The 25,893-nt window shown below is 34.1% G+C and carries 16 protein-coding genes; 3 read left to right on the top strand and 13 right to left on the bottom strand.

The window, feature by feature from the left end; genetic code table 11:
* Window positions 1–3,036: a SusC/RagA family TonB-linked outer membrane protein gene (locus DKT72_RS15265; protein WP_111309608.1), complete on the bottom strand. Its 3,036-nt coding sequence runs from the start codon at window positions 3,034–3,036 to the stop codon at window positions 1–3.
* A gap of 283 nt (window positions 3,037–3,319) precedes the next feature.
* Here DKT72_RS15265 and DKT72_RS15260 point away from each other — a divergent pair, with 283 nt between their 5' ends.
* The 3 genes from DKT72_RS15260 to DKT72_RS15250 all read left to right on the top strand — a co-directional run bounded on the left by DKT72_RS15260 (window position 3,320) and on the right by DKT72_RS15250 (window position 7,074).
* On the top strand, window positions 3,320–3,655 hold the full coding sequence (locus DKT72_RS15260) for a hypothetical protein (RefSeq protein ID WP_162623329.1): 336 nt from the start codon (window positions 3,320–3,322) through the stop codon (window positions 3,653–3,655).
* Window positions 3,656–3,859: 204 nt separating this feature from the next.
* Window positions 3,860–4,141, top strand: a complete 282-nt coding sequence (locus DKT72_RS15255; RefSeq protein WP_111309606.1) for an XRE family transcriptional regulator — start codon at window positions 3,860–3,862, stop codon at window positions 4,139–4,141.
* Window positions 4,142–4,560: 419 nt separating this feature from the next.
* Window positions 4,561–7,074, top strand: a complete 2,514-nt coding sequence (locus tag DKT72_RS15250; protein WP_220628135.1) for a hypothetical protein — start codon at window positions 4,561–4,563, stop codon at window positions 7,072–7,074.
* 205 nt (window positions 7,075–7,279) lie between these two features.
* On the opposite strand, the gene DKT72_RS15245 is transcribed toward DKT72_RS15250, so the two are convergent.
* The 12 genes from DKT72_RS15245 to dinB form a co-directional block, all read right to left on the bottom strand.
* Window positions 7,280–8,395, bottom strand: a complete 1,116-nt coding sequence (locus tag DKT72_RS15245; protein WP_111309605.1) for a hypothetical protein — start codon at window positions 8,393–8,395, stop codon at window positions 7,280–7,282.
* 2 nt (window positions 8,396–8,397) lie between these two features.
* Window positions 8,398–9,033 carry a hypothetical protein gene (locus DKT72_RS15240; protein ID WP_111309604.1) on the bottom strand — a complete coding sequence of 212 codons (636 nt, stop codon included), beginning with the start codon at window positions 9,031–9,033 and terminating at the stop codon, window positions 8,398–8,400.
* Window positions 9,030–10,151 carry a hypothetical protein gene (locus tag DKT72_RS15235; protein WP_111309603.1) on the bottom strand — a complete coding sequence of 374 codons (1,122 nt, stop codon included), beginning with the start codon at window positions 10,149–10,151 and terminating at the stop codon, window positions 9,030–9,032. Before DKT72_RS15235 ends, DKT72_RS15240 begins: the two co-directional genes overlap by 4 nt.
* Window positions 10,152–10,163: 12 nt before the next feature.
* Window positions 10,164–11,303: a phosphoadenosine phosphosulfate reductase family protein gene (locus tag DKT72_RS15230; RefSeq protein WP_111309602.1), complete on the bottom strand. Its 1,140-nt coding sequence runs from the start codon at window positions 11,301–11,303 to the stop codon at window positions 10,164–10,166.
* On the bottom strand, window positions 11,296–14,526 hold the full coding sequence (locus DKT72_RS15225; RefSeq protein ID WP_111309601.1) for a hypothetical protein: 3,231 nt from the start codon (window positions 14,524–14,526) through the stop codon (window positions 11,296–11,298). The genes DKT72_RS15230 and DKT72_RS15225 overlap by 8 nt, the downstream gene beginning before the upstream one ends.
* Entirely contained in the window at window positions 14,519–15,367 is an 849-nt protein-coding gene (locus DKT72_RS15220) for a DUF4007 family protein (RefSeq protein ID WP_111309600.1), read from the bottom strand. Before DKT72_RS15220 ends, DKT72_RS15225 begins: the two co-directional genes overlap by 8 nt.
* A gap of 262 nt (window positions 15,368–15,629) precedes the next feature.
* Window positions 15,630–15,920 (bottom strand): hypothetical protein, encoded by a 291-nt coding sequence (locus tag DKT72_RS15215; protein WP_111309599.1) that lies wholly within the window; start codon window positions 15,918–15,920, stop codon window positions 15,630–15,632.
* A 212-nt stretch (window positions 15,921–16,132) separates the two neighbouring features.
* On the bottom strand, window positions 16,133–17,947 hold the full coding sequence (locus DKT72_RS15210) for an amidohydrolase family protein (protein WP_162623328.1): 1,815 nt from the start codon (window positions 17,945–17,947) through the stop codon (window positions 16,133–16,135).
* 16 nt (window positions 17,948–17,963) lie between these two features.
* Entirely contained in the window at window positions 17,964–19,250 is a 1,287-nt protein-coding gene (locus tag DKT72_RS15205; RefSeq protein ID WP_111309597.1) for an MBL fold metallo-hydrolase, read from the bottom strand.
* 38 nt (window positions 19,251–19,288) lie between these two features.
* Window positions 19,289–21,064 carry a phospholipase D-like domain-containing protein gene (locus DKT72_RS15200; protein ID WP_111309596.1) on the bottom strand — a complete coding sequence of 592 codons (1,776 nt, stop codon included), beginning with the start codon at window positions 21,062–21,064 and terminating at the stop codon, window positions 19,289–19,291.
* A 608-nt stretch (window positions 21,065–21,672) separates the two neighbouring features.
* Window positions 21,673–24,630 carry a DNA polymerase III subunit alpha gene (locus DKT72_RS15195; RefSeq protein ID WP_111309595.1) on the bottom strand — a complete coding sequence of 986 codons (2,958 nt, stop codon included), beginning with the start codon at window positions 24,628–24,630 and terminating at the stop codon, window positions 21,673–21,675.
* A complete protein-coding gene (dinB, locus tag DKT72_RS15190) occupies window positions 24,630–25,844 on the bottom strand; it encodes a DNA polymerase IV (protein ID WP_111309594.1) in 1,215 nt (404 codons plus the stop codon). Before dinB ends, DKT72_RS15195 begins: the two co-directional genes overlap by 1 nt.
* Between the last annotated feature and the right edge of the window lie 49 nt (window positions 25,845–25,893).

Genomic DNA, 25,893 nt, shown 5'->3' with positions numbered 1-25,893 from the left:
TTAAAAAGTTATTCGTGCCCCCAAAGTCATCATTCGTAATGGTGGTAATCGCAAGGATCCATTGGTTTCAGGATCCAATCCTTTATATTTGGTAAGGGTCAATAAGTTTTGACCTTGCATATAAACCTCTGGGCTGAACGCCCCTAGGATACCTTTTGGTAGCTTATAGTTGATGGATACCGTTTTGAGGCGAATGAAAGAAGCATCCGTAAACCGATTATCGCCATAGTATAAACTATTGTTAAAGGCCATATAGGCATTGGAAGATGTGCTTTGCGTAAACCTTTGAACAGACGTTATATCCCCTGGGTTTTGCCACCTATTTAGCACTTGGGAAAGCTGATTGGACATTCTCCCGGGAGCAGCCCCCGATTGATAAAGCGGATCGTAACCTTTTTGCTTGACAAATTGAAAAAACACATCCAATGTTAGCCCTTTATATGAAAGCGTATTTCCCAGACCGCCATAAAATTTAGGATCCAATTCCACCAGAGATTGCAAATCATTTGGATAACTTATGGCACCATTTCCGTCTATGTCTTCAAACTCATAGGTACCGGTTTCGCTATGAACGCCTAAGGCATGGTACGTACGTATCAAGCTTAATGATTTTCCTTCCTCGTATACTTGGGCATAAGAGGAGTTTTCCAAATCCGGGTATTCTAGCAAGGTATTTTTGGGAATCGTTAGATTTGCCGTAGTTTTCCAATGGAAACCATCCGAATTTATATTAACGGTACGCAACTCAACTTCTACACCAGTATTTTCTACTTTGGCAGCAAGGTTATTTTGAATTGACGTAAACCCGGTGGTTGCCGGTAATGGGTATCCAACGAGTTGGTTTGATGAGCGGTTACTGTACCATGTGGCAGAGAGCCAAAACTTGTCCTTAAAAAACCCAAGTTCCAAATTAGCCTCCAGTTTTTTATTGGTCTCCCAACCGTATAACGGATTAAAAAGTCTGGTTGGTTCTAATCCTGAATTATTCTGATAGGGATATGTTGTTGAGGCATACGAGTCCAAATATCGATAATCCCCAATTTGGTCATTGCCCGTGAGTCCATAACTTCCACGTAGTTTGCCAAAACTCAAGAATGGAACCTGTTTTAAAACAAAGGATTCATTTGAGAAAATCCATGCCAAACCAACTGCCCCAAAATTGGCAAAACGATTGCCTGGACCAAATCGTGACGACCCATCTCTACGACCCGTAATATTTACGACATACTTGGAATCGTAGGAAAGGTTCACCCTACCAAATAAGGCGTGGTATTTATATTCAGAGAACAATGAAGAAGGCCTTGTAGTTCCCGCAGACCCCACGTCTTCCAATAACAAGTCGCTTGAAAAATTGGTCGCATAAATCGATTGCCCATTTACGGTTTGCTCTTGAAAGGTACTTCCAATAAGTATATTAAGGGAACTTTTTCCCATATCCAGTTGATAATCCACTTGGGGCTCTACCAGCCATGAATGTATATTGCTATGGTTAAAATAGGCTTCCGGTTTTAAATACGATAATGAAGCGGGGTTAATGGCACTTGTTGGTGTTGTTTGTGTCTCCTCTTTTAGGGTTGTGGTATATCCCATACCCAACCGTGCGGTAAGACCTTGAATAAGTTCATAGGTAAAATAGGCATTACTTACCAAATTATTGATTTTAACAGTATAATCCTTTTCTAAAGCACCAAAAGGATTATTGAAAGAACCACCGACAGGCCCCCAGTTTAAACTTCCATCATCATTATAAACCTCAGGTGCTACTGGCGGAAGAAAGATGAATGATGTTAAATCCTGACTGAAAAGATTATTAACTTCAGAAACATAGTTTCCCGTAAAGGAAACACTAAATCGGCTGTCTTTAGAACGATGTGCCAATTGCAAATGCCCAGACGCCTTTAAATATTTAAAATCTCCTGGAAATACCGTCGTTTCATTTCGGAGCCCACCTCCCAGGCGGAAGGAGGTTTGGTCACTGCCTCCTGAAACGGCTGCCTGCATATTGGTAAGGACTGACGTTCCCCCAATAAGTTTTTTTTGCCAATCCGTTTCGCTGTTTGTATCCCAAAGCAATAAATCACGAGCGTTCCCTGTTGTAGGCGTAACACCATCATTTGCAAAGGCTTCCTCGCGCATCATTATATATTGCTCACTATTAAGCAAATCCAGTTTATTGGCTACGGTTCCAATTCCCGAATGGATATCTATATTTAAACTGGTTTTCCCAACACGGCCTTTTTTGGTCGTTATAAGTACCACGCCGTTAGCACCTCTAGAACCATAAATGGCTGTAGCATCGGCATCTTTAAGCACCTCAATGCTTTCCACATCATTTAGGTCAATTCCATTGAGTGGGTTACCACCACTCACGATTTGATTTCCGATACTCGAAAAAACATCTGTGCCAAATGGCATGCCATTCACAATGTAGAGCGGGGCATTTCCACTAGAAATGCTATTTCTACCTCGCACCTGAATATTAAAACTCCCTCCCGGCACGCCAGTATTTTGGGTAATAAAGACTCCAGGCATATGCCCTTGCATGGCTGCCAATGGGTTATTCACTGGCTGTATTTCAATTTCTTTTGCGCTAATTCGGGAAATATTCCCTGTACGTTCCCTATCACTTACGGTATAGTATCCCGCATTGATCTCAACCGTATTTAAGGCGGTGATATCGGTTTCCAATTGGATATTCAATTCAGTACGGCTTTGGATAGATACCTCTTGGGTTTTAAACCCCATAAAGGAAAACAACAGGACATCATTGGTGTCAACCAAAAGTTGATAATACCCATTAAAATCTGATACGGTGCCTTTTTGAGTCCCTTTTACGCTGATGGCCACACCTGCCAAAGGCAAACCTTGGGCATCGGTGATGACCCCATGGATTTCAGACTGCTGTACTGAAGGAACCACCATGCTTTTTATATTTAAATGAACCGAGGGTAAGACATGGGCATGATAAGGGAAACAAATGCTGTAAAAAACAAGGAATAGGCCATTCCCATAAATAGTCTTATAATTATTTTTCATAAATTTGAATTAGAGTTAAACACGATGTTGTTTGATCGAAGGCCTCCTACTAGACCGTGCAAAGTTTGTTGGAGGTTTTTTTGTGTTTGTGGTTTTATTCCATAGGCATGTTAGGTTATTAATGTCACATTAAGGAAAGCCAACCGCCATTACTTGTTGCAGCCAAATGCTGGCGGTGTCTTTCCAACTAGTTCAAAGGGTTACTTTATAACATGACAAACGCATGGCGTTTAGGCATAGAAAACCTTTGGAGTTCGGATTTAAAAAAAGAGTATCGTGTATTATGGGAGAAAAAAGAGTAGTGTTATCCGAAAATGGTGTAAGACGTCCATCCCATAATAAGTATCAATTATATCGGGTTTTTAGGCTTTTTACTAAACAGGATATCAAACAGGGTATGCCCCAACATCTTAAGATGTTGAAAAGAAGCCTTTTGTTTTACCATACAAAACCTGTGTTGCATACCGTTTTTAGCTTAAACGTAACCTTTTGCCATTCAAAACTAACCAAAAACAACGCTAAGAATATGCTGAATAAAACCCTAAATGTATGGAACAAAAAAGGCGTGGAACTCAGCTTAAACGTTATCGGGGCACTGGCGGTGCCTTACCACGAATAAGTGAGCCCACGCCGAAGACGTGAGCATCTTACTTATCACCTCGTGGTTATTTTAAACGCCAGTTTTCGATAACGAGATTCAAAGCGAATGCTTCAATATTTTATTTGAAGAATCGCAAATTTAATACTAATACAAACATAAAAAAAATTATTTAGTCTGCCAAACGGCTTACCATTTTTTATGTGATTATTACCAAATTGCAGTATGTCCGGACTTTCAGATAATAATATTATTTTAGCTAATAAAATTGCTGACAGAATTAAAGCTTTACGTATCCAATATACTGGAAAGGAACAAATCAATTTTGTTAAAAAATATAATATTGAAAAACAAGATATAAGTCGTTGGGAAAATCACGTCAAAAGGGACAAGAAAACTGGAAAAATAAAAGGAAGAGGCATTACTATATACACTATTCAAAATTTTTGTAATTTGATAGGAATAACGTTGGATACATTTTTTAACGATGAATCTTTCAGAAAATAATAGTAATTTGGTGATACCAATGTTTTTTAGCAAATGTCATCTTTGAATTTGAAGTTAAGTACGGTACAAATATTCTTCTTTAATGTATTTAAGTATCATTTATATAATCGATTTTTCAAAAAAAAGCATGTTTATTAAGCAACACTCCGTCTTCAAATTTTTTTAGACTTTTAATTTTATTTTCTCGCTGTTCTAATTGACCTCTACAAAAAACTTAAAAGCTGCATATAGTGCAAACCTCGGCATTCTGTTTAATCTAAATTCTATTAAACTAAACTATCTCTTATAACTTTTTTCCAAAACCCATTTAGTTAAACCAACTTTAACTAATCTCTTTTAAATCAATAACATCCACAGTTATTTACCTAGATTAAACTATAACTTTTTCTTACATTTGTTTCATGCTATAACTACTAATCATGAAAGACACTAAAACCAATTCATTATTTAATCAAGTTTTTGAAACAAAAGACAAAAAGGAATTATTTGATCAGATTTTTAAAGCAAAAGATGAAATTGAACTACAGTATGTCATTGAAGCAAATCCAATAATTTTTGACCATTCCAATTGGAAACCTTTAGGTAATAATAAAAGCAATTATGGCGTAGTAAAAAATCAACAATCGAGTCCAATTGCTGCTCTAATAGAGAAAACAACAAACTCAATTGATGCCCTCCTAACAAAGAAGTGTCTGGAATTAGGAATAGACCCCAAATCAGAAAAAGCACCTAAATCCATGGATGAAGCCATTGAACTTTTTTATCCAAATAATAATTGGGATTTAAGAGACTTTAGGAAAATCCAATCTGAAGAAATTCAAATCATAGCCGATGGAAAAGGCCCTAGAAAGGGAAATAAACAGTATCCAACTTCAGTAATTATTTACGACAATGGTGAAGGCCAACATCCAGAGGATTTTGAGGCTACCTTTTTATCGCTTTTAAGTGGAAACAAAAATAATGTTCATTTTGTACAAGGAAAGTACAATATGGGCGGTAGCGGCGCCATTGTATTTTGTGGAAAAAAAAGATACCAACTTATTGCCTCAAAAAGATATGATAATATTGGTGATTTTGGATTTACACTTATTCGTGAACATCCAAAAACCGAAAATGATCAGTCTAAGGAGACTTGGTATGAGTACTTATTGATAGATGGAAAAATTCCATCATTCAAAATTGATAGTCTTGATTTGGGTTTGGAAAATAGAGTTTTTAAAACAGGTACAATTATTAAAATGTATTCTTACCAGTTTCCTAAAGGATATTCTGGTTTCGCACAAGATTTAAACCAAAGTATCAATGAGTTTCTTTTTAGTCCAGCACTTCCTATGTTAACTAAAGATACTTCGGAAAGATATCCAAATAACAAGGTACTTTCAAATGATTTATTTGGACTTAAAAGAAGACTTGAAAAAGAAGAAGAAGATTATATTTCTGATCCGTTTTCAGAAACATACGAGGATGAGCTATTTGGAAAAATGAAAGTTTCCTGTTATGTTTTTAAACTTAAAGTCAAGGATTTCGATTTAAAAAAAACCAAAGATGAGATTGGAAGGAGGTATTTTAAAAATGGCATGAATGTTATGTTTTCAATGAATGGACAAGTACACGGTTATTATACTGCTGAGTTTATTACCCGTGCTTTAAAACTAAATCTTTTAAAAAACCATCTTCTCATACACGTGGATTGTACTGACATGAAATATGAGTTTAGAAAAGAACTCTTTATGGCTTCAAGGGATAGATTAAAGGATGGAGAAGAAACCCAACAATTAAGACATTATTTAGCTAGTAAATTAAGTGCTTCAGATGGCAGGTTAAGTGAAATTCAAAAATTAAGAAGACAAGCTGTTAATGTAGACACATCAACAAATACAAATCAGCTACTTAAAAACTTTACTAAAAATTTACCGCTTAATTCAGATCTCCTGAAGTTACTCGGTGATACTTTTAAATTGGACTTAAAAAAGGAAACAAAACACAAAAAAGAGAAAAAAAAGTCTGATTTAAAAAAAAATGAAACCCCATTTTTACCTCAAAGATTTCCTTCCCAGTTTAAAGTAAATTCAAAAGCTACAGCCGAGTCAGAGGTAGCAAAAATTCCTGTGAATGGAGAGAGAACTATTCGTTTTAGCACGGACTGTGCAAATGACTATTTTGATCGTACCGAAGAACCTGGAGAACTCAAGATAGCTATTCTAAAAATTAAGGGAAATGAAACTAATGGAGGTAATCGAGCTGGAGAGCCAAAAGAAGTGGGAGACCTATTCAATGTGAATAAAAGTAGTCCTAACAAAGGAACTATTCGGGTTAGTCTTAATCCAAAAGGAGAATTAAAAGTTGGAGATGCTGTCCAACTAAAAGTATCTTTAACCTCACCAAATGGTGATTTTGATGAAATTTTTTGGGTAAAAATATCAGAACCCGAAAAGAAAAAAGAAAAAACCCCAAAGGATGAAGATGATAATGAACCTTTAGGGTTGCCTAAGATGGTTTTTGCCTATGAAAGTAAAGAAGAAAAAGGTGAAGATGCAGTTTCTTGGGAAGATGTTGAGGAAGCTACTGGTTTAGATATAGATTTTAAAACCGTTATGGTTCCAGAGGCGGAAGGAGATAGTCTAAACAGTATTTTTATAAATATGGATAGTACCGTATTAAAGAATTTCAAATCTAAATATAGTAATCCCAATCAAGAGCAAATTGAGATAGCTAATAGAAAGTACTACACAGCTGTATATTTTCATACGCTCTTTTTATATACTATTACCAAAAATAGAGGTTATCAAATTAACCAAAAGAATGAAAACACCAATCTATATGAGGAAGTAGATTTAGGGCAATATTTAAAAGATTTATTTGACCATTATTACTCAACTTTTATTTTGAATTTTGGTGGTATGGAAGAGATGATGCAAGGGTTGGCTGATTAATCGTCTAAATTTTTATAAATAATAAAAATGAAAGCTATTTGAGCAGTAAAAACATAATGAAGAGCTTAAAATTTCATCATGCCAGTTAATGCATTTAAGGTGTAATGGAAAACTTCATTATATCAAAAAAGGAAATGCATTTTATTATAAACACGGTTGATTTTTAATAAAAAACTTTCTAAATTTAAGTTTAACTATTTTTCACTTAATTATCTTCCGATAATTTAGTGAAATATTCTCCAATTAAATCAGAAGTTATTTCCTTCTCTTCATTTTGTGCAAAAGATAATATTCCCCCTAAATATCTATTAATCTCTCGAGGAGTAACTGCATCTTCAGGAATAATTTCAAAAATAAAGTCAACTAAATCTTCTGAGAAGGGATAATACTCATTTTGGGAATCACTGACATGTTGTTGTCTCAAAGCCTCTTTAATATATAAAAATGCATCCTGTTTACTTAAATCATTAAACCGAATTTTTGTAGTAATTCTAGACCAAAGAGCGTTTCCTAAAAGTAATTCAATAGTAGACTCCTCTGATTCAGCAAGAGTGAAATTCATAAATATTGTTGTATATTGATTTAAGGAATCAAATAAATCTCTTAAAACCTGAGAAAACAATCTATACTCTTTTTGAGAGTAATAAATCATATCTTCCATTTCGTCCAACCATAAAACAAAACGTCCATTATATCTGGTTTGATCTCCAATAAAACAGTAAATAATTCCAGAAAGAAACTTTATACTATCTGTACCCCAATCAATATTTTTAGCAAGGTTTACTTGCATCAATTCTGTTTTCGTAAGTCCTGAATAGACATAACGATTCATTATGCTCTGAACCTCTTCATCCCCACTTCCTATCAAAATAATAGCTTCTACTAACTCTTCACTTCTTATTCTACTATGTAGGAAATCAAAAAAATCATCTTCACCAAAAATTTCTAAAAGATTTTGGATTTGCTTTCTAATTTTTCTAAAAGATATAAATGTTAAAATACTTTTGTAAAACTCTACAGAGGCATTATTCCCCAATTTTGGAGAACGGATATAAACTTGCAAAGTCTCAATTCCTTCTTGGTCATATTCCTTTTCCATAAAATGATGAGCTGCAAAAGTTTTTCCACCTCCATAAGGACCCCAATTCAATATGATTTGTCTTGGCTTTAAATTGTACAAATTAGAGTAGACAGAGTTTATTTTTTCATATAGCTTTGGCATCCCTGACCAAGGTATAACAGAAGAATCATTAATACCCGGCATTGCGGTTAAATATTGAAAAGGATTTTCCTTAAGATTATATTCTTGTAAATTTCTCATCGTTATCTTTTTAAAACCTTATTAATCATTTTCGCCTTATTTACATATTCCTTAAATATAGTAATTCTACGCTGTGTTTTAACGTGTGAAGTACTTGGAGTGCTTGATTTTCCTAATTCAGCATTAATGTCTCTAATCGCTGCCTCAGCAATATCAATTCCAAAATGATTATTTCTCATTAATAAAAAAAGTATGACATCAAAAGAATTCCAAATTTGGATTATAGGGAAACTAAAAATAGAATCATTCAATATTCCATTAATTGCTTTAGAGTCATCTGTTAAATATATTAAGCCAACTCTTTGATTAGCTAAATAATCATCTAAACATGCTATCAAATTGTATTTCTCTCCTCGATCACTATCTCCTGTATTTGAAACTTTTACAAATAATCTTTGTTCGTAATCGACATAAGTTTTAATCTTCTTATTAGATAATTTGTAAACCTTAGACGCTCGCTCATGACTGTCTGGCATAAATGAATTATGATGTCTTGCTATTTCACGGTTTACTTCATTACTGAATTTCAAATTTACTTCATTACTCAATAAGTTTAGTAGTGTTTTACCATTAATATAACAATCATCTTGAGAGAGATTGATATAACTACAAGCATCAATATAGCAAGTATGTTTCATTCTTCTTTAAAATTTATTGATATATAACCCTCGTTTATTCTTGCTGCATTAAACAATTTATATGTTCTATTTTCAAAAGTAAATGAATTTTCTAATCTATTCATTAAGTCAGTTAACTCAACTTTTAAATTTTCTTCACTTAATAAATAAATTGCAGAATAAATCAAAAAAGGGTTTAATGCTATTCGTAATGCTTTTCCTCCACTAAATAGTTTATAGGATTTTAATAAAACCTCACCTAAATATTTCTCCTGTATTTCTAAAGTACAATCACTCCATTCTGTTACTTTATCATTTTGATATAAAGAAAGTGTACTTTGAAAAAACAAATTATTTAACCATTTCTGGTTAATATCATGAATAATAGTTTCATTTACAATTGGGATACATGTTAAAAACATTGACCCTCTTTGTGAAATTTTATAATACGTGCTGCTCTTTTCTTTATAAGTATCTAAAACACCCAAATCCACCAACCATTCATATCTAGGTGCTAAAATATGTTCTGAATAAACTTCTGCCCTTTGCCAATCATATTTTACAACCCTGAGCTTTTCAGAAATTTTTAATTTAGCTTGGCTTGTTGAAAAATTTCTTTTTTCATTTAACCTTATTTCTATATCATTTACGAATTTTTTTTGTGAATCACTTTGATTAATTTTATTATCTGCTGAAGCTATAATATCAGCTGCCAATAAAAAATAATCTGCATCTTTACTTAATAAAAGGTATAAATAAAATAACCTTTCAGGATAAATTAAGGTGTAATCAAATTCAGCCTTAAAATCAATAAATTGAAACAATACATTACCAATACGAGTCAAGCTCATAGTATGACCTAGCGAGGTTGCCAGCCCCATTTCTTCTATAATCTTTACATATTTATCAAAAGCTGAAGTAGGTCGATTTCCTTCAGCTAACTTGCCTTTTTTATTAGCATAATCTTCGTTTATCTTTTCTAAATCTATGTTCCACCTTATTAATTCCTTTTTTAAAATTTCTTTAGGAACCTTCCTCGTACCTATTTTTTTTACGAACTGAGAAATTACATCAAGCCTTCTGACTGTAGTATGTGAACTATTAATTTCTCTTAAATCATCTATTATAATAGATTCCATTTTAAATAGTAGTTATATAAAACAAGCTGTGCAAGCATCACTTTCAGTATCATCTAATATATCCAACAAGAATTTAGAATCTTTGGATTTATGCTTGTTTGTACGCTTTAAATGGTCTAATTTAATTTCTCTTACTCTTGCTGGTTGCATAAGTTCTGTTAGAGATTCATTTTGAATCCAGGTAAACAATTCTTCGGCATTTTCATACTTCATCGCCTCTTTAAATTTTTCTGGATGCTGCTCGAGTAACCAAACCCATTCTATTTTTTGTTGAAAAAAACAAAAATAACAACCTGATCTACTTCTAGCATATTCACCCACTTGTCCATCAACTTCATATTTCACTTTCTTATAATATGCTGGAACACCTACACCACTCTCTTCAAGAATTTTAAAAATGTCTGCTCTTACCAAGTTATCTTCATTCTCTAATAGAGGATAATCATCTTCGATAGATAAAGGGTAATCAGTTGTTTTTAAATACTGGAAAACACTTCTGTTATATTCTGCAACACCAAAGTCCAATAAGTCATCTAGCTTCTCTTTAATGATTCTTTCTTTCTCTAATCTATAATTCCTATTAAATGAAATTGGTTTAGAGAAGATAGCTTCAACTTTATCTAGTTTACTACCTTTTAGGTATTGACTATAATAGCTCAATAATTGTTCTTGATTTTCGGGTGTAAATATTTTTTCCAATACATCTTGACTCCACATATTTCTTCTAAATGGAAATATAGATTGAATATTTTTCTCTCTAGATATGTAGCCTTCTCTTTGTTCGTCACCTCTTATTCCAACATAAGACACCGTTGGATTACCACCAACAAATTTTTCAAAAGGTTTAAGTTTCATTAACGCCGTGCACCATCTTGCTTGCGGCGAAGGAAGGTAGCCTCTAAAAGATTTAAAATGAAAATCAAAGGGATCTTCATTTGTACTCGTAATTTTTTCGTCTTCCAGCCTATTCACTTGAATACCTAGATAACTTTCTAAATTGTCAATCAATTGGTATGTTTCATCCAACTCCTTGCCCGTGTCTGTGAAATAATACTTAAAGTTAAAACTAGGATATTTACCTTTTAGATAAATTGCTAATGCAGCACTATCTTTTCCGCCAGATATCCCTAAAACATGTTCTAATTTACTCATTTAATTCCTTTTTCAATAACTCTGTTAAAATAGCTATTCTTAATTGTTTATCGTCTCCTAAATTGCTTTGTATTTCAGCCATTGATTTTTCAACTTCTTCTTTTTGCTGTTTAGAGATACGCACCAAATGATTTTTCAAACCTTGGTTTTGAGATGTAAAGTCTATTTTATAGATTTCTTCTTCACTTTCATCAAAGTTAACATTTTTTATGTCACATATGTTATCCAACTCCTTAACAATGAATCTCAACTTTTCTTTTAAAGTATCTTCGTCTTTATCAGATATTCTATCTAACGGTTTTGACAATAAAGAAAAACAAATTGAATTCAGCCAACTGTCTCTGTCATCTAGTTCTGAATTCACCCTTAACATAAACGTTTTTTGAGACGGTAAAATCTGATGCTCCTTTAATGAACTGAAACGTTTTTGTAATTGTGTTTTATACTTAGGAAAGTTACTCCTTAATCCCAAAATTTCGACTGTCAAAAAGTTTTCAAAGCGATTTAATAACTCTTGGTAAGAATCTTTTACTTCAATAATAGTTTTTTGAAACTTGATGATATACTCATCAAATAACTGCTCATTTTCAACAAGCTCTTTTACGTTATATCCTAACGCTCCTGGAAACTGTTCGAAAAATACTTTTTCAGGGTCTTCGGCATGAGAAATCGCACTCCTTAATTTTAATGCTTCTTGTGAAAGTCTTTGTGTTTTTGTTGAATACTCTGGGAGTCCTCTATATAAAATCAAGAATGGTCTAACACTTTCAATAAAAGACTCATTCGTCATAGAGTTCTTTTTATCCAGATTCAAATAAACTCTATATTTATTAAATAAGTCTAGACGTAAATTATCTAACTCAAAAGATTTGACTGAATACTCATCAGGGTTTCTAGTCAATAAATAAAGAACTGTTTCATTAATATATGGCATATAACCTCCATCGACATTGTAAAGTGCAAAATCACCTCTTCTCACAAATAAAAAGGTTGGTACTAAAAAATCAATGACACCTTGTTTTAACTTGTAAGGTTTCTGTTTCAAAGTGGCTATTAAATCCGTGATTTGCTTTTGCTCCTTTTTCGCTTCTTTCAAAAACAACTCGCATTCTTGCCATACTCTAATAAAATTCTTATCCCTGCTATTAGGCGAAGTCAATATATAACTTCCTTCCCCATCTCTATGGATTCCAGTGTTTCTAATTAAACTCCAATAGATTGTTTTATCAGGTGGAAACTTATCTTCTGGATAACCAAAATCTTCTTCACTCCAATTATTCACTAATCTATCAAAATATGATTTTCTAGCTGAACTTATTGCTCCAGATACCTTATGTTTATTTACCAACTCCATATTAATTATTGGAGTATATGGATAAATGGATCTACATATTTCGGAAAGGATTTTATTTAAGCTTTGTTTGCTGTTTATCTCTCTTCTTTGTCCGTTAAAAAACCATTCAATATTTCTTGAATACAAAGAGTCTAAGACATAATGATTTAACAAGGATTTTTGACTATTGATTATGTTTTTCAATTCTGTCTTGGCAAACGTATCATCCACATCGACTTCGCTTAAAACTTTTTCTGTTTTCACAATATCCAACAGTGTCTTTTTAATCGTAGTGGAGTTTTTATATAAGCCATATAAAATTGGCATATCTTTTCCCGAAGTTTGTTCAATTATATCTTTATCAGAAAGCTTTTCATTAAAAATCAGATTAATAAATCCATCTATTTCATCAACAGGGGTTTCAAAAGACAGATTTTCACTGATATTAAATTTAAATAGTCTAGGAGTTCCTGTGATATACAACGTTTCCTTAGCAGTTAAAACAGGAAAATCAAATGCTTCATTTAATCTATAAACTATGTCAAGACTTTCATCAAGACTTTCACTAGCCTTAAGTATAGCTCCTTCAATGTCCAAATCTGTACCACCAAAAAGTTTATAAGAATTATTAAAGTTATTAAACCTTATTATTTTAAACTTATCTAAACTTTTTAGTGATTTTTCGATGTCATTTGAGTTGTATTTATAAGATAAATAATCCAACAACAGCTTGTCATTAATACTAGCCCCTTTGCTTGAAAACAAATTAAATAACCCTATTATTTTTAAAAGGTCTAAAGCTATGTTTTGATTCTCTTCTACGTTTGCTTCCGCCCTTTCAATCGAGCTTTTAACTAAAGCCCACTGTGAATAATCAGGATTATGCTTGCTGACCAATATTGAATATAAGTTAACCAGTAAATAATCATACAGTTTTGGGATGTCAAACAACTCTTCTCCCTTTAAACTATCCAAACCTAAATGATCAGAAGTGTTTAAGAATGTAAATAATGACCTTTCATTTTGACCGTACCTTTGCAAAGAATAGGTTAAAATAATTGCAGAAAAGACATCTAAAGGAAATAAATTATTTCCAATATTGGTTACATACTCTTTTGAAATTAAAAAACAGTTATTACTTTCATTTAGTTTATTGAGATTCTCATTATAACTTATATACTTCTTCGAAGACTCGTATTTCGAACTAAAATATTGTGATGCTAAAAAAAGTAATTGTTCAATCGGTTCATTAAATGTGATTTCGCACAGTCTTCCTTTTACTTTTTTCCATTCATTTTTTTGAGATTCAGTTAAATCACTCGAATAAGAATCGATTGCTTGATGAACCGAGGTCAACAATATTATATTTCTATTAGAATCATTTACAAATTCAGCAAGTTGTTGAATAAAGTACATTTCCTTTTCAGGATTATGCTTTGAAGCATATTCTAAAAATTTACCAAACTCATCGATACAAATAACCAACAAGCCATTTTGTTTATTTACCTTATCATACTTCTGAAAAATACTATCTAAAATTTCCTGATTACCTTTTAGTTTATTTTCTATTGAAAAGTAAGTTTTAAAAAAAGATATAAGTGAATTATACTCCCCAACAATATTTATAAACTCACATTTTCGTTTAAGGTTTGACTTTAAATCAAAATAATTATCTGTATTCGAATTAGAAATATTTCTATTAAATGCCCATAAAAATGAGGACTTTCCTGTCCCATACGAGCCTATGAGATTAAAACAATGAACACCTTTATGAAACTCATTTAATATAAAATTAGCTATGCGTTTAGAATTTTCAGTAGGTATATAATCAATAGACTTATCTTGATCTCTAATAATATTTATTGACGATAACTGTTTTATATTATCCATAATATGCTCTTAAAATATCAAATGAATTTGGTTTTTCATTTTTAAACTGCAACTCTTTAATCCCTGAATCATTTGAATATACAATACCTTTATATTTTTCAGATATAAGTATGAGTTTTTTTTCAAGTTGTTCTTTTGAAAAGGCAAAAATATTACCTACGCTATTAAAGTCGCTGTAAAGATTTTTAAAGCTAATAGATTTTCCATACTCCTTATTATCCAAAATAATAAATAATATTAATTCTATTGGAATATCTTCCTGTTTATTATTCTGAATAACATATTTTGTTGAATTGTTCTTCTTTATCTCATGAACCAATTCAAGGTCAGATAAAATTCCAGAAAAACTATCTTCAATATCTTTTTCATTTTTTGAATAATATGTTCTCAAAAAAACTGAAAAATCTTTAGACAATGTGTTTTGATTTAAACTAGAATCAATACCTTCGATATAAGCAACAAAATTTTCTTTACTAAATTCTGGCTTTAGCTTTCGAAATTCATTGAATATGACCGAATAAATAGAAGAATAATCACTAACTATTAATAAGTAGTGTAATAGCCAAAGTGAAGCTTCATCTTCAAGGTATTTGTCCCTTCCATTATTTTCGTTAAAAATAAAATTTGCTATTTCGGTGGCATTTTCATTTTCAAAATCAACAATACCAAAGGCTTTTAACCAAAATCTTATTGAGCTAACCATATTTTTTCCAACACCCAAATCAATACATGCTTGGTCTGTAAACTTACCCTCTCTTTCTACAAAATCATATCCTTTTTTCAACCACAATTCCTTACAATGAAAAGTCTCATGCCCTGAAAAGACAAGTCTATTACTCATATCTTTTTAATCATTATCATTTTTTGTAAAAATACAATTTTTAAGGACATTATTTTTCGTTGTTAAAACTATTATTAAGATCAATTTTATTTTAAAAAAACATATTTATATCATCCTCAATTTACATATAAATTGTATCTATTAAACCATACTTACTATATTAAACTTTGGCAAATTTTTATGTTTTTGTCAAAGTTTAATTTATTGAATCACAAAATTTCAGGGATTTGAAGTGTTCTCATTTGGATGCATTCCATTTAAATTAAGATTTCAGCCATTTATCATTGAATTTTTCCCTAAAATCATCTATCAATTCTTCAAATCTCACAAATCCTTCCTTTTTCATTAACCTGGCAAACTTTGTGCTTTTTTCCGTTCCAATAATTGCTGACCAGTAATAGCTTAACATTCCCACTGCATTTCGTTCATTCAATCGCATAATGGTCGATCTCACTCCTTGCTTTAATGAATTTGAAGCCTTTTCAGATTCAAGTATTGGACTAAATACGTTACCCATTAAATAATCCATTATTTGCTTTTCTTTTGAATTCATATTTTTATTTAAATATTTTATCGATTAAACCTGCCAATTGATTTTAAAACAACGTCACCTAATCAGATATCATTTAATAATAAATTAAGCCTATTCTATTTTTTGTGCATTAAATAAATATATTTTTTATGTAAAGAAATATATCAAAAGCTTATAGATTATTGTTTTAATAAAAAAAGCACATTATGAAACTAGCATTTGAAAGACTCCTTTCAATCTAGGTTAAGGTAACCCCTAGGGTTTTCTCTAGCAATTTGATCAAATTCTGATTCGGTCAAACCAGCCCGAATATCAGCTAATATCGCTTTATCACTTTTATGGTTTCGTACCACATAAAAATCAGAACCATAGAGTACTTTTTCTTTAAGTTTTTCATTGCTGAGAGTTTGTTTCAGTAAAGGCAAGATTACTCCATCGTGCAAAATATAGCTGATATCTGCATAAACATTTTCATATTGGATCATCATACTACATATAATGGTATACCAATCCACAAATTTCCATATATATGCTAGTTTCCCCGGACTGGTCTCACCTTTGGCATTTCTAAAAAAATCAATCCCTACATGGGGCCGTAAAATCAACTGTGAGGTAAAATTGTCCCGATCGCTTTCCAAAAACCGATTCCACTGGTCATCACCCCCAAAATGGGCCAGGCACACTTTCAGTTTTTCCAAGCCCTTCCCTTTTTCCACGGTACGATTTTGATCTTCGCAAGGAAAAATCCTTCTCAGGGATTCTTTATTTACGGATTGTTCTATCACTTTATATAAATAGTCATTATTAAGGAGGCACAAAAAATTTAAGGGATTGGTAAAATTATTACTGAAATCCATATTCTTGACCTGATTGAGATGTAAAGGTTTATCCTCCCCTACAATGTCTGGCGAATCAATATCAAGCCCCTGTAGTTCCTTTAAGTCATCAACTGTATGCCGGCCTCTATCTATTCTACCTTCTGAAAATATGGGATGTGTGTCCCATGACAAGGATTTCTTCCCTCTATAGAAAATGGTGCCTTTGATACAATGGGACATGATGGGCAAATTGTTCTGTATACAATATTTGTATAATGGCAATAAAATGTCATCAAAGGGAAAATAACCCAAAGCAGGGTACATTTTTATACCTTTAAAACCGTGCACTTCCAAATACAACTGCATAAGACAGTCTTTAACAAGTGACACTTGACCTTCATCATCAACTTCATAATCAAAATATTTTTTGTCTTTCATCCTACGGGGATCGGCAAATACAAACGGATGGAACGTCTCTTTATCTGCCTCTCGTTGTTTAATCTCTAGAAGTCCTGCCATTTGGCTTTCTATTGTAAAACCCTTCCTAAGCTTTCCCGCATTCATGAATTCCATATCCATGGGCAATCCGACAAAATGTGTATCTGAGGGATATTGTTTTTTAAGCTTGTCATATATACCTTTTTGGGTCTTGTATTTTGAAAACAGCCCTATTTGTGCATAACGTTGGAACAAGCGAGTGATTTGCTTCCCTGGAAGCACTTTAAACTGCCTTAAAACAGCAAAAAACAGATTACGTATGGATTTAAAAAAGATTAGAATAAGAATAAGAAAAATAATTCTTTCCAAAACAGACGGAACCACAATAACCAACCTAGACTCTTTAATGAAATTAAGAATATTAATAATAAATGCTTTAAGTGGATTGGCACTGTCATCTAATGGATAATCAACACGAAAAATGGCTATTCCAATATAAAAACAAATGGCAACCACAAGATATGCCTCAATTAAAAATTTTAAAATACTTAAAATAAAAGTTCGTTTAAAGAACATTTCTACCTTATACCAAAAACGTTCCCATTGCTTATAACCGTTTTTATATTTATAGCGTTCTATTTTTCGGTAATACCATCGCAAAGTATTTACTACAAAACCCAATGACACTAAATAGTAAAATGGCCAAGGTAAAAATGTTTTGGCAAGATATGGTGGCACGTAATCCCCAGTGAAGACATGCATATGGCAGTTAATGATTGGTTTTTTGGACATGGTATTTAGTTTTGAATTAATAATCAACGTGATAACTACAGGTTACGCTCAAAAACTGTGAATTGAGAATCAACGAAGCATTCAGATCTTCCAACACTTTTGGGCTCGGATGCCCATAGGTATTACCATAACCGAAATTGCAAACATTCATTCCTATTTCATTATAATATTCCCCTAATTTTAGATTGTTATACGCTTTTAAATCCCAATTTTTCAGAGCACCATGGTGTGGTACTTGAAACATATTGGTAAACTTTAGCTTTTCCAAAAAAGCCTCAGGGAATTTTACGGGGTTATACTTACGGTTTAAGGAGGTATCACCCATTAACAACGTGCCTAAAAACTGACTGTGGTGAAAATGGCTTCCCAGACCATGATATCCCATCTGAGGATTCCATGGCATCAGATCATCATCTATCGAAAAATTATATGATAAAAATTTGAAATTTTTGGGGCCATGCACAACAATTAAACCATAAGCATTAATATCCCCCAAATGTTTATTATAGCAGGTTTTTGCTTCTGCTCGATGGTTAGATATTATCATTTTAATATCATCAAAACTCAAATCCCTATTAGAATGATTTCCCAAAAGAGCATGCAAACATAATTTTAAGGCATGAAAATCTTGGGATCTGATATCTTTTAAGTAAATGGTAAATTCCCATTGTGTACTTATAAAAAATTGCAAGTTGTTTTTACAAACCCTTATCAATCTTCTTGATGGAATATCAGGATTATTATTGTCATCTATAATAGTACCGCTTGGATACAAGCCATCAGGTTCATCATCATTACTGTTCCTATATTCCACGTTATCGTTGGGCTCGTTATCCGGCATCACCACAAATACCTCTGTACCCTCTGCAAACCTTGACAAATAATCATAAGGATTTTCCACGAATCGGGCATAATCCTCAAAAGACATATCCTCAACAGTGATACTATTCATAAACTCTATAATGGATAATAAGGATAACTGTCGAATGTGTTCTGGAACATATGGGATAACAATACGTTTTACTTGAAACTCCTTTAATAATCGTTTAACGCCCGAAACATGGTCGTAATCCAAATGGGATATGAATAAAACATCAATTACATTGTCATCATTTTTAATATAAACATTTCTTCTTTTGAAATTTGATATTTCATTATTTAAAACATCACTGCTCCCTTTTGTACCACAATCATAGACAACGGTCCAAGCCTTATGATCCTTATAGTTAAATATGCGTCCACCATAAAATGCGCCTTGACCTGCCTTGTGAAACGTAAAATAAGCCTCTAAATAATTCGCCATTCTACTCTTTTTTTAATTTTAGTTAATTTGCTTTTGAACTACTTAATCAATATTTCCCTTTCCATACAGCGTAAATCATTGGGGTTATAATATTTGGCATACCACTTTTCACTTTCGGTGCCATCGTATAAATTCATTTCGGCCGGATTGGCATCACTCCTAATATCTTTATTGAGCCAATGGTAATGATCGATCAATCGGATGGCTTCAATCGCAAAGGCAGTGACGATATCCCTGTCCCTAAATTCGATTAAATTATCACCATTTTTTTGTTCTGGATTAAATGCCAAATTGCTACTGCCACAATACACCACAGGATTCTCGCCTTTAAAATCGACTACTACGAATTTATGGTGTATGAGATGTCCCAAACCAGGAACACCAATGATTTCGTTAAATGGTTTTGGAAGTTTCCTATTAATATTTAATGCCGATATTTTAACCCCTGTTTTTCTGTTAGGTTTATATAAGGTCACATCATTTCTTCCATCGGTGATCCCAAAAGTAAATATGTCTTCTGATTTTATTTGGGTTTTTAAAGCATCCAAAATGGAACTTTTACTGTTGTCCTTCATGACGGCAAATAACACATCGCTTTTCGCATTTAAAATATTAGAACTGATGTTCTCAAATAAATCTGTAGCAAAATCTTCAGGGTGTGGCGCAAAGGTTATGGTGGTATTTGGCAACCCATGACCGTTAAGCTTAAAATTAGTTGAAGCTAACTCGGATTTTTTAAATGCCTTCATCTGCTGTTTGCCAAAACTGGCATCAAACACATCGGCATATAACTGGGATACGGTTTCGTCATTAAATACCACAACGTGGTTGGCATTAATATATAGTCCATTGGTAGCAAAGTTAGTAGATCCTGTGAGCGTCTTAACACCTTTTGCGTTGGCATTGTTTTTCCTTTGTATAAATACTTTGGAGTGTGCTTGACTCGAAAAATGCCCTCTAAAAATTTGACCTTGATGAAGCGCTAAAGTCCTAAATAATTGATCAAACTTTGTTTCATAACAATCTGGAGTATTATGATTTGGATAATCATCAAGGAGTATTCGAACCCTCCCCTGTTTAGCTAATATCAAAATTTTGTCGATAATGGTTGGCTCATTAAAATCATAGGCAAATACATCCAGTTTTAATTCCTCATTGTCTAAGACTTCATCCAAAAAATCCGTAATTCGGTCTCTTGCTTGCCATCCGAGATATTGATGAATCTCTTCGTATGTAAACTTTGTGTCTTTACCCTTAATTATTCTAGAACCTGCAACTTTAGAAATATCAAATGTTAAATCGGTCTTGTTTGGCCTTAAATTTAATTGATTTCCAAAATGATAAGCAAAAGCCTGTGAAGAAATAAATGATCTGGTGAAACCAACATCGATTTTTCCCGTTGTGAAATAATTGACATTTATTGTCACCTCCACAGTCAATTCGGGATCGGGTTCCAATAACTTTTTATCAATTACGTACCGTGGTGTGACCTGATAGGTATAATTGCCAAAATATGGATTTTCAATATAGTGAATGGTTGAAGGAACATGGATCCACCGGTACTTTTGTATGGGTGAAAATTCCGTACTAAAAACGTTATCCTTAGTTTTTAATGGTCTATGCAGTGTTATAGAATCTTCAAACTTCATTTTATTATAAATATAAAACGTTCTGTTATTATCTGTAAGGATCTTAATAGTGAAACCAACAAAGTTTCTTTTCATGCTTTCATCCAAATCAAAAGCTAAAAGAGTCATAGCATCACCTTTGTACGCTTTGACAGATACGCCATTTTTTGTCATAAATTTTTCCATATTGCCTTATATATATTTTAATGTTTAGCTATAATTATTGATTAGAATGGTTATAATGATATTTGTATATAGATGGAAAGAATATTTTTGGAAAAATTATATAATATAAAAAAGTAGTAAAAAAGAAGGGTAGCTGAAACTTTTGAAAGCCCAATAGAAGCATGTTCTTGACTATTATGGATTCATAACATACAATTTTTGTCAGGGTACTGCCCATCCTCGTCCCAAACCCTTTGATTTTCAGGAGAGCTTCATATAAATCATAAAAAAAGGTAATGAGAATATGCTTTTGAATCAGGAAGTCCAATGCGTAGTCGCAGGATGATAGTTGGTTAGGTTGGATAAATATCATAACAAATCAAAAAATGGGTTAAAAACCTATTAACTGTTTGCCATTAAATAGCTCTAGGGAAGAGCGTAAAAGAGAGAGATAATAAATATAATAAAAAAAATCGTTCGTCAAAATATTTTTTTGATTATCAATTAGTTATCTTTTTCGAAAACTGATGTGGTACTTTGGTTTATGAAAAATAAGTTCATTAGCGGTATCGTTCAATGTGACTTTAAAACCCTCCTCTAACTTATTAACCCTGTGAGTGATACGGGTTCTATTGACTTCTAGGGTCTTGTTTTAAGGACATCTTTTTCGACCATATGATATCCAAGCTACAAAAATCAAATTCTTCGGTAATCTTTCCATAGCAGGCATACACCCCCATACCATGGATGGGATAGGTATCGACCACTTTCGTGAAATGCACGGTATCAAAATAGTTGCCTTCGCTATCCACAAAAGTGCAGAACCGTATCAACTTTCCGTTGGATGTCTTATGGAACCGGGTATTTACCAAGGCACCATAAAGCAATACGTTCTGATTGATGTGTTTGTTCATGTCACACGCCCTAATGTTATCCTGAAAGACCTCATCTACCAGATCAAAATAACCGCACAAGGGAAATCCCAGCAGTTCAATTTGGTCATAGGCATTTTCAATCCAAGTTGTGATGAGCGTAGGCAACTGAAACTTCTTATGGTTGGGTTTGAAGAGTTTGGCCTGCATGGTATCTTTTTTGTTGGCACCCAATTTAAAAATGGATTCCCATAAGAGTTCGGTCTTGGGTCGTTGGGTGAACCTAAAGGCATCAATTCGTATAAGAATTGTTATTTGCTCAATACTGATGGTAATCCGATCGATAAAGTCATCCAAAGAGGTAAATGCACCATTGAAATTCCGATCGGTGAGGAACCGTTTGATGGTCAATGATTCGAGGCTTTTCAAATAACCAAAGCCCAAATAAATATCCTTCCCCTTTAATATATTTTCGTGCTGACTATGATTGATGCACGGCGGATGGACGATGCCACCACACATTTTGGTTTCATGGATATAATGTTCGGTACTGTAAAACCCGCCCCCATTGTTTAAAACCGCCACCATGAACTCCAAAGGAAAGTAGCATTTCAGGTAGAGGCTTTGGTAACTCTCCACGGCATACGATGCCGAATGCCCCTTTGCAAAGGCATAGCCCGCAAAACTTTTAATTTGGTTCCAGACTTCAAACGTCAGGTCATCCGCATAGCCTTTATCTTTGCAATTCTTGATGAATTTCTCCTCCACGGCCATAAACTCTTCCCTCGATCGGAACTTACCGCTCATCCCACGACGTAACACATCCGCTTCCCCCAAGGTCAAACCAGCAAATTGATTCGCCACTTTTAGCACATCTTCTTGGTACACCATAATCCCATAGGTCTCGGGCATAATGGCCAAAAGCATGGGATTGGCTTCATGGCGCTTTTCGGGATTGCGGTGCCTGACGATGAATGTCTTTTTCATACCAGAATCGGACACCCCCGGACGGATGATGGAACTAGCTGCCACCAATCCCAAATAATCCTGTGTCTCTAGCTTTTGCATTAGGCCACGCATCGCAGGAGATTCCACATAATAGGCACCAATGGCTTTGCCCCTTTTTAATAAATCATTTATTTTGGGGTCTTTTTTGAAGGCCTCCACTTGGGTAATATCTATTGGCGGCAACTCAGGTCTATTGTATTGAATGATTTCGATGGCTTCCTTGATTTTGGCTAAGCCACGTTGCCCTAAGATATCGAACTTAAAAATCCCGACATCTTCGGCAATAATCATATCGAACTGAACGGTCGGGAAGCCTTTGGGTGGTAAATCGGTAGCAGAGTAGTGATGAATGGGCTTATCCAGAATCAATACGCCACAGGAATGGACGCTCAAATGGTTCGGAAAGCCCCTGATGAGCTGTCCATACTTTAAAACCAATTTGGACATGGCGTCCAAACTCGCTTCCGTATACTTGCCATCACTCAACTTGTCAATCTCTTCCTTTGGCAAGCCAAATACCTTCCCCAATTCCCGTACGACCCCTCGATATTTAAAGGTGTTATAGGTAGCCAATAAGGCGACATTTTCAAAGCGATTGAAGATGTATTGGGTAATATCCTCCCGGTCCTTCCATGAAAAATCAATATCAAAATCGGGAGGAGATGCTCGAAAGGGATTGATAAAACGTTCAAAGTATAAGTCCAACTCAATGGGGTCCACATCCGTTATACCAATAATATACGCCACGATACTGTTCGCTCCGCTCCCCCGCCCCACATGGATATAGCCCATCCGTTTGGAATAGGAAACAATATCATAATTTATCAAAAAGTAGGACACAAAATCCATGGCCTTAATGATGGTCAATTCGGTGTGCAATCGGGCTTTGACCTTGGCGTTGGGATTGGCATAACGTTTATGTAAGTGATCCTCACAGAGTTTTACCAACAGTTCATAGTCAGCTTCCGGGGACTCCAAATACACCCGTTGGTTTTGTGATACCCGATCCGTTCCAAAACTAAAATCAATAGCACACTCCTGCAAAATGTTTTCCGTATTGGTGAGGATATAGGGATACTGCTGGTAAGCCATTTTTAGATGGTCATGAGACAGCATGATATCTGTGGTCTTACATTCCTCAGAAGCCTGTAGCTTACTTAGCAGCGTATTATTATCTATGGCTCTTAATAAGCGGTGAGCATTAAAATCTCTTTTATTGCGAATGGTGACTTGTTGTTGAATCACCAGTTTATCAGTATAAGAAGTATAGATGGAGAATGGTAATTTTTTGAGTTCCTCAATGGATACCCCAATGAACTCATAATCCTTAAATTGTTTCTTTTCGTTCCGTAACACCTTTTCAAAAGGATACACCACAAACACCTCCTTAAAGTTTGGAGCGTCATTGGGAATGGTTTTCTTTAAATGTGCATGTTCCGATAGGTACGCATTCAGTTCCTGAAACCCCTGGTTATTTTTTGCAATGCCCACAAATTGCTGAGAAGCACCATTTCTAAAGTCAATGCCGATAATGGGCTTTATATTGAATTCTTTGGCTTTCCGAATGAAATTCAAACAAGCAGATGTATTGTTGATATCGGTCAGGGTCAGTGTCGATATATTGTTTTTGGCGGCAAGCTCAAGGAGGGCCACCTCTGAAAACGTTCCAAAGCGCAGGGAATAATAGGTATGGCAATTGAGGTACATTACTGCTGTCTATGAGCCAATAAAATTGGCGGTTCCCCATTGAATGGGTTATGGAAACGCCCGATGGTTTTTGCGCCCATGGAAGCTGCCTTTTGAATACTTAATTCACCATAACGACTACGGATTTTATCCATCGCATTGTAAAGGCTTAGCATGTCCTCTGTGTCATCAAATAAATTAATCTGGTAGTTTCCAGTTACTAAGTCACTGAATTTCACGCCCACCAAACGGATCAACAATCGGCGTTGGTAAAGATTATCAAACATCTCCAATATTTTAGGAATCAACACGTGGTCGGCACTTGTATAAGGAATTTTCAATTGCTTGGAATAGGTATTGAAATCCGAATATCTAATTTTCACACTAATGCAAGATGCCAATTTATCGCCCCTGCGTAATTGGTAAGCCAAGTTCTCTGCCATCGCAAAAATGGTGGAACGTAGTTTAACTATGTCCGTCGTATCCTTGCTGAATGTGCGTTCCGTTGAAATGGATTTCCGTTCATGGAACGGAATCAGTGGTGGGTCATCCAAACCATTGGCGCGTTTCCAAATAGTCCTACCATTAACACCCAAAACGCTGGTCATCATTTCCACAGGCATTTGTTGTACCACGCCCATTTTATCAATGCCTAAATTTCTAAGGATTTGATAGGTCTTATCACCTACTGAAGGAATTTTTTTAATGGACAATGGGGCTAAAAACGATTTTTCAAAACCAGGATCGATACGTAATTGGTTATTAGGTTTCGCTTCGCCCGTCGCTACTTTAGAAACAATTTTATTGGATGATAAACCAAAGGAAATGGGCAGGCCTGTTTCCCTGATGATTTTTGCCCGCATTTCAGAGGCATATTTATAGCTCCCAAAAAATTTATCCAGCCCACTTAAATCGGCATAAAATTCATCGACACTGGCTTTTTCAAAAATGGGGACATTTTCCTTAATGATCTCTGTAACTTGTTGCGAATACTTGGTATAAATGGATGCATTGCCCCGGATGACAACGGCCTCTGGACATAATCGTTTTGCCAATTTCATGGGCATCCCAGAATGAACACCAAAACGCCGTGTTTCATAGCTACAGGCAGCAACAACACCTCGATCACCAGTGCCACCAACCAATAACGGACGCTTTTGTAATCGACTGTCTATCAATCGTTCACAAGACACAAAAAAGGTATCCAAGTCCAGATGTAATATATTTTTGTTCATGCTACAAAATTAGCTACATTATTTAGTAATTATTGCTTATATTTGTAGC

The organism is Confluentibacter sediminis, from assembly GCF_003258355.1.
Taxonomy (GTDB): domain Bacteria; phylum Bacteroidota; class Bacteroidia; order Flavobacteriales; family Flavobacteriaceae; genus Confluentibacter; species Confluentibacter sediminis.
This window is presented reverse-complemented; position numbering and strand designations above follow the sequence as displayed.

Coding starts and splice junctions, on each gene's coding strand:
- DKT72_RS15240 (WP_111309604.1), bottom strand. CDS start 9,033: ATGAAACATACTTGCTATATTGATGCTTGTAGTTATATCAATCTCTCT.
- DKT72_RS15265 (WP_111309608.1), bottom strand. CDS start 3,036: ATGAAAAATAATTATAAGACTATTTATGGGAATGGCCTATTCCTTGTT.
- DKT72_RS15200 (WP_111309596.1), bottom strand. CDS start 21,064: ATGGAAAAATTTATGACAAAAAATGGCGTATCTGTCAAAGCGTACAAA.
- DKT72_RS15260 (WP_162623329.1), top strand. CDS start 3,320: ATGGGAGAAAAAAGAGTAGTGTTATCCGAAAATGGTGTAAGACGTCCA.
- DKT72_RS15230 (WP_111309602.1), bottom strand. CDS start 11,303: ATGAGTAAATTAGAACATGTTTTAGGGATATCTGGCGGAAAAGATAGT.
- DKT72_RS15225 (WP_111309601.1), bottom strand. CDS start 14,526: ATGGATAATATAAAACAGTTATCGTCAATAAATATTATTAGAGATCAA.
- DKT72_RS15205 (WP_111309597.1), bottom strand. CDS start 19,250: ATGGCGAATTATTTAGAGGCTTATTTTACGTTTCACAAGGCAGGTCAA.
- DKT72_RS15220 (WP_111309600.1), bottom strand. CDS start 15,367: ATGAGTAATAGACTTGTCTTTTCAGGGCATGAGACTTTTCATTGTAAG.
- DKT72_RS15235 (WP_111309603.1), bottom strand. CDS start 10,151: ATGGAATCTATTATAATAGATGATTTAAGAGAAATTAATAGTTCACAT.
- DKT72_RS15255 (WP_111309606.1), top strand. CDS start 3,860: ATGTCCGGACTTTCAGATAATAATATTATTTTAGCTAATAAAATTGCT.
- DKT72_RS15195 (WP_111309595.1), bottom strand. CDS start 24,630: ATGTACCTCAATTGCCATACCTATTATTCCCTGCGCTTTGGAACGTTT.
- DKT72_RS15245 (WP_111309605.1), bottom strand. CDS start 8,395: ATGAGAAATTTACAAGAATATAATCTTAAGGAAAATCCTTTTCAATAT.
- DKT72_RS15215 (WP_111309599.1), bottom strand. CDS start 15,920: ATGAATTCAAAAGAAAAGCAAATAATGGATTATTTAATGGGTAACGTA.
- DKT72_RS15210 (WP_162623328.1), bottom strand. CDS start 17,947: ATGTCCAAAAAACCAATCATTAACTGCCATATGCATGTCTTCACTGGG.
- dinB (WP_111309594.1), bottom strand. CDS start 25,844: ATGAACAAAAATATATTACATCTGGACTTGGATACCTTTTTTGTGTCT.
- DKT72_RS15250 (WP_220628135.1), top strand. CDS start 4,561: ATGAAAGACACTAAAACCAATTCATTATTTAATCAAGTTTTTGAAACA.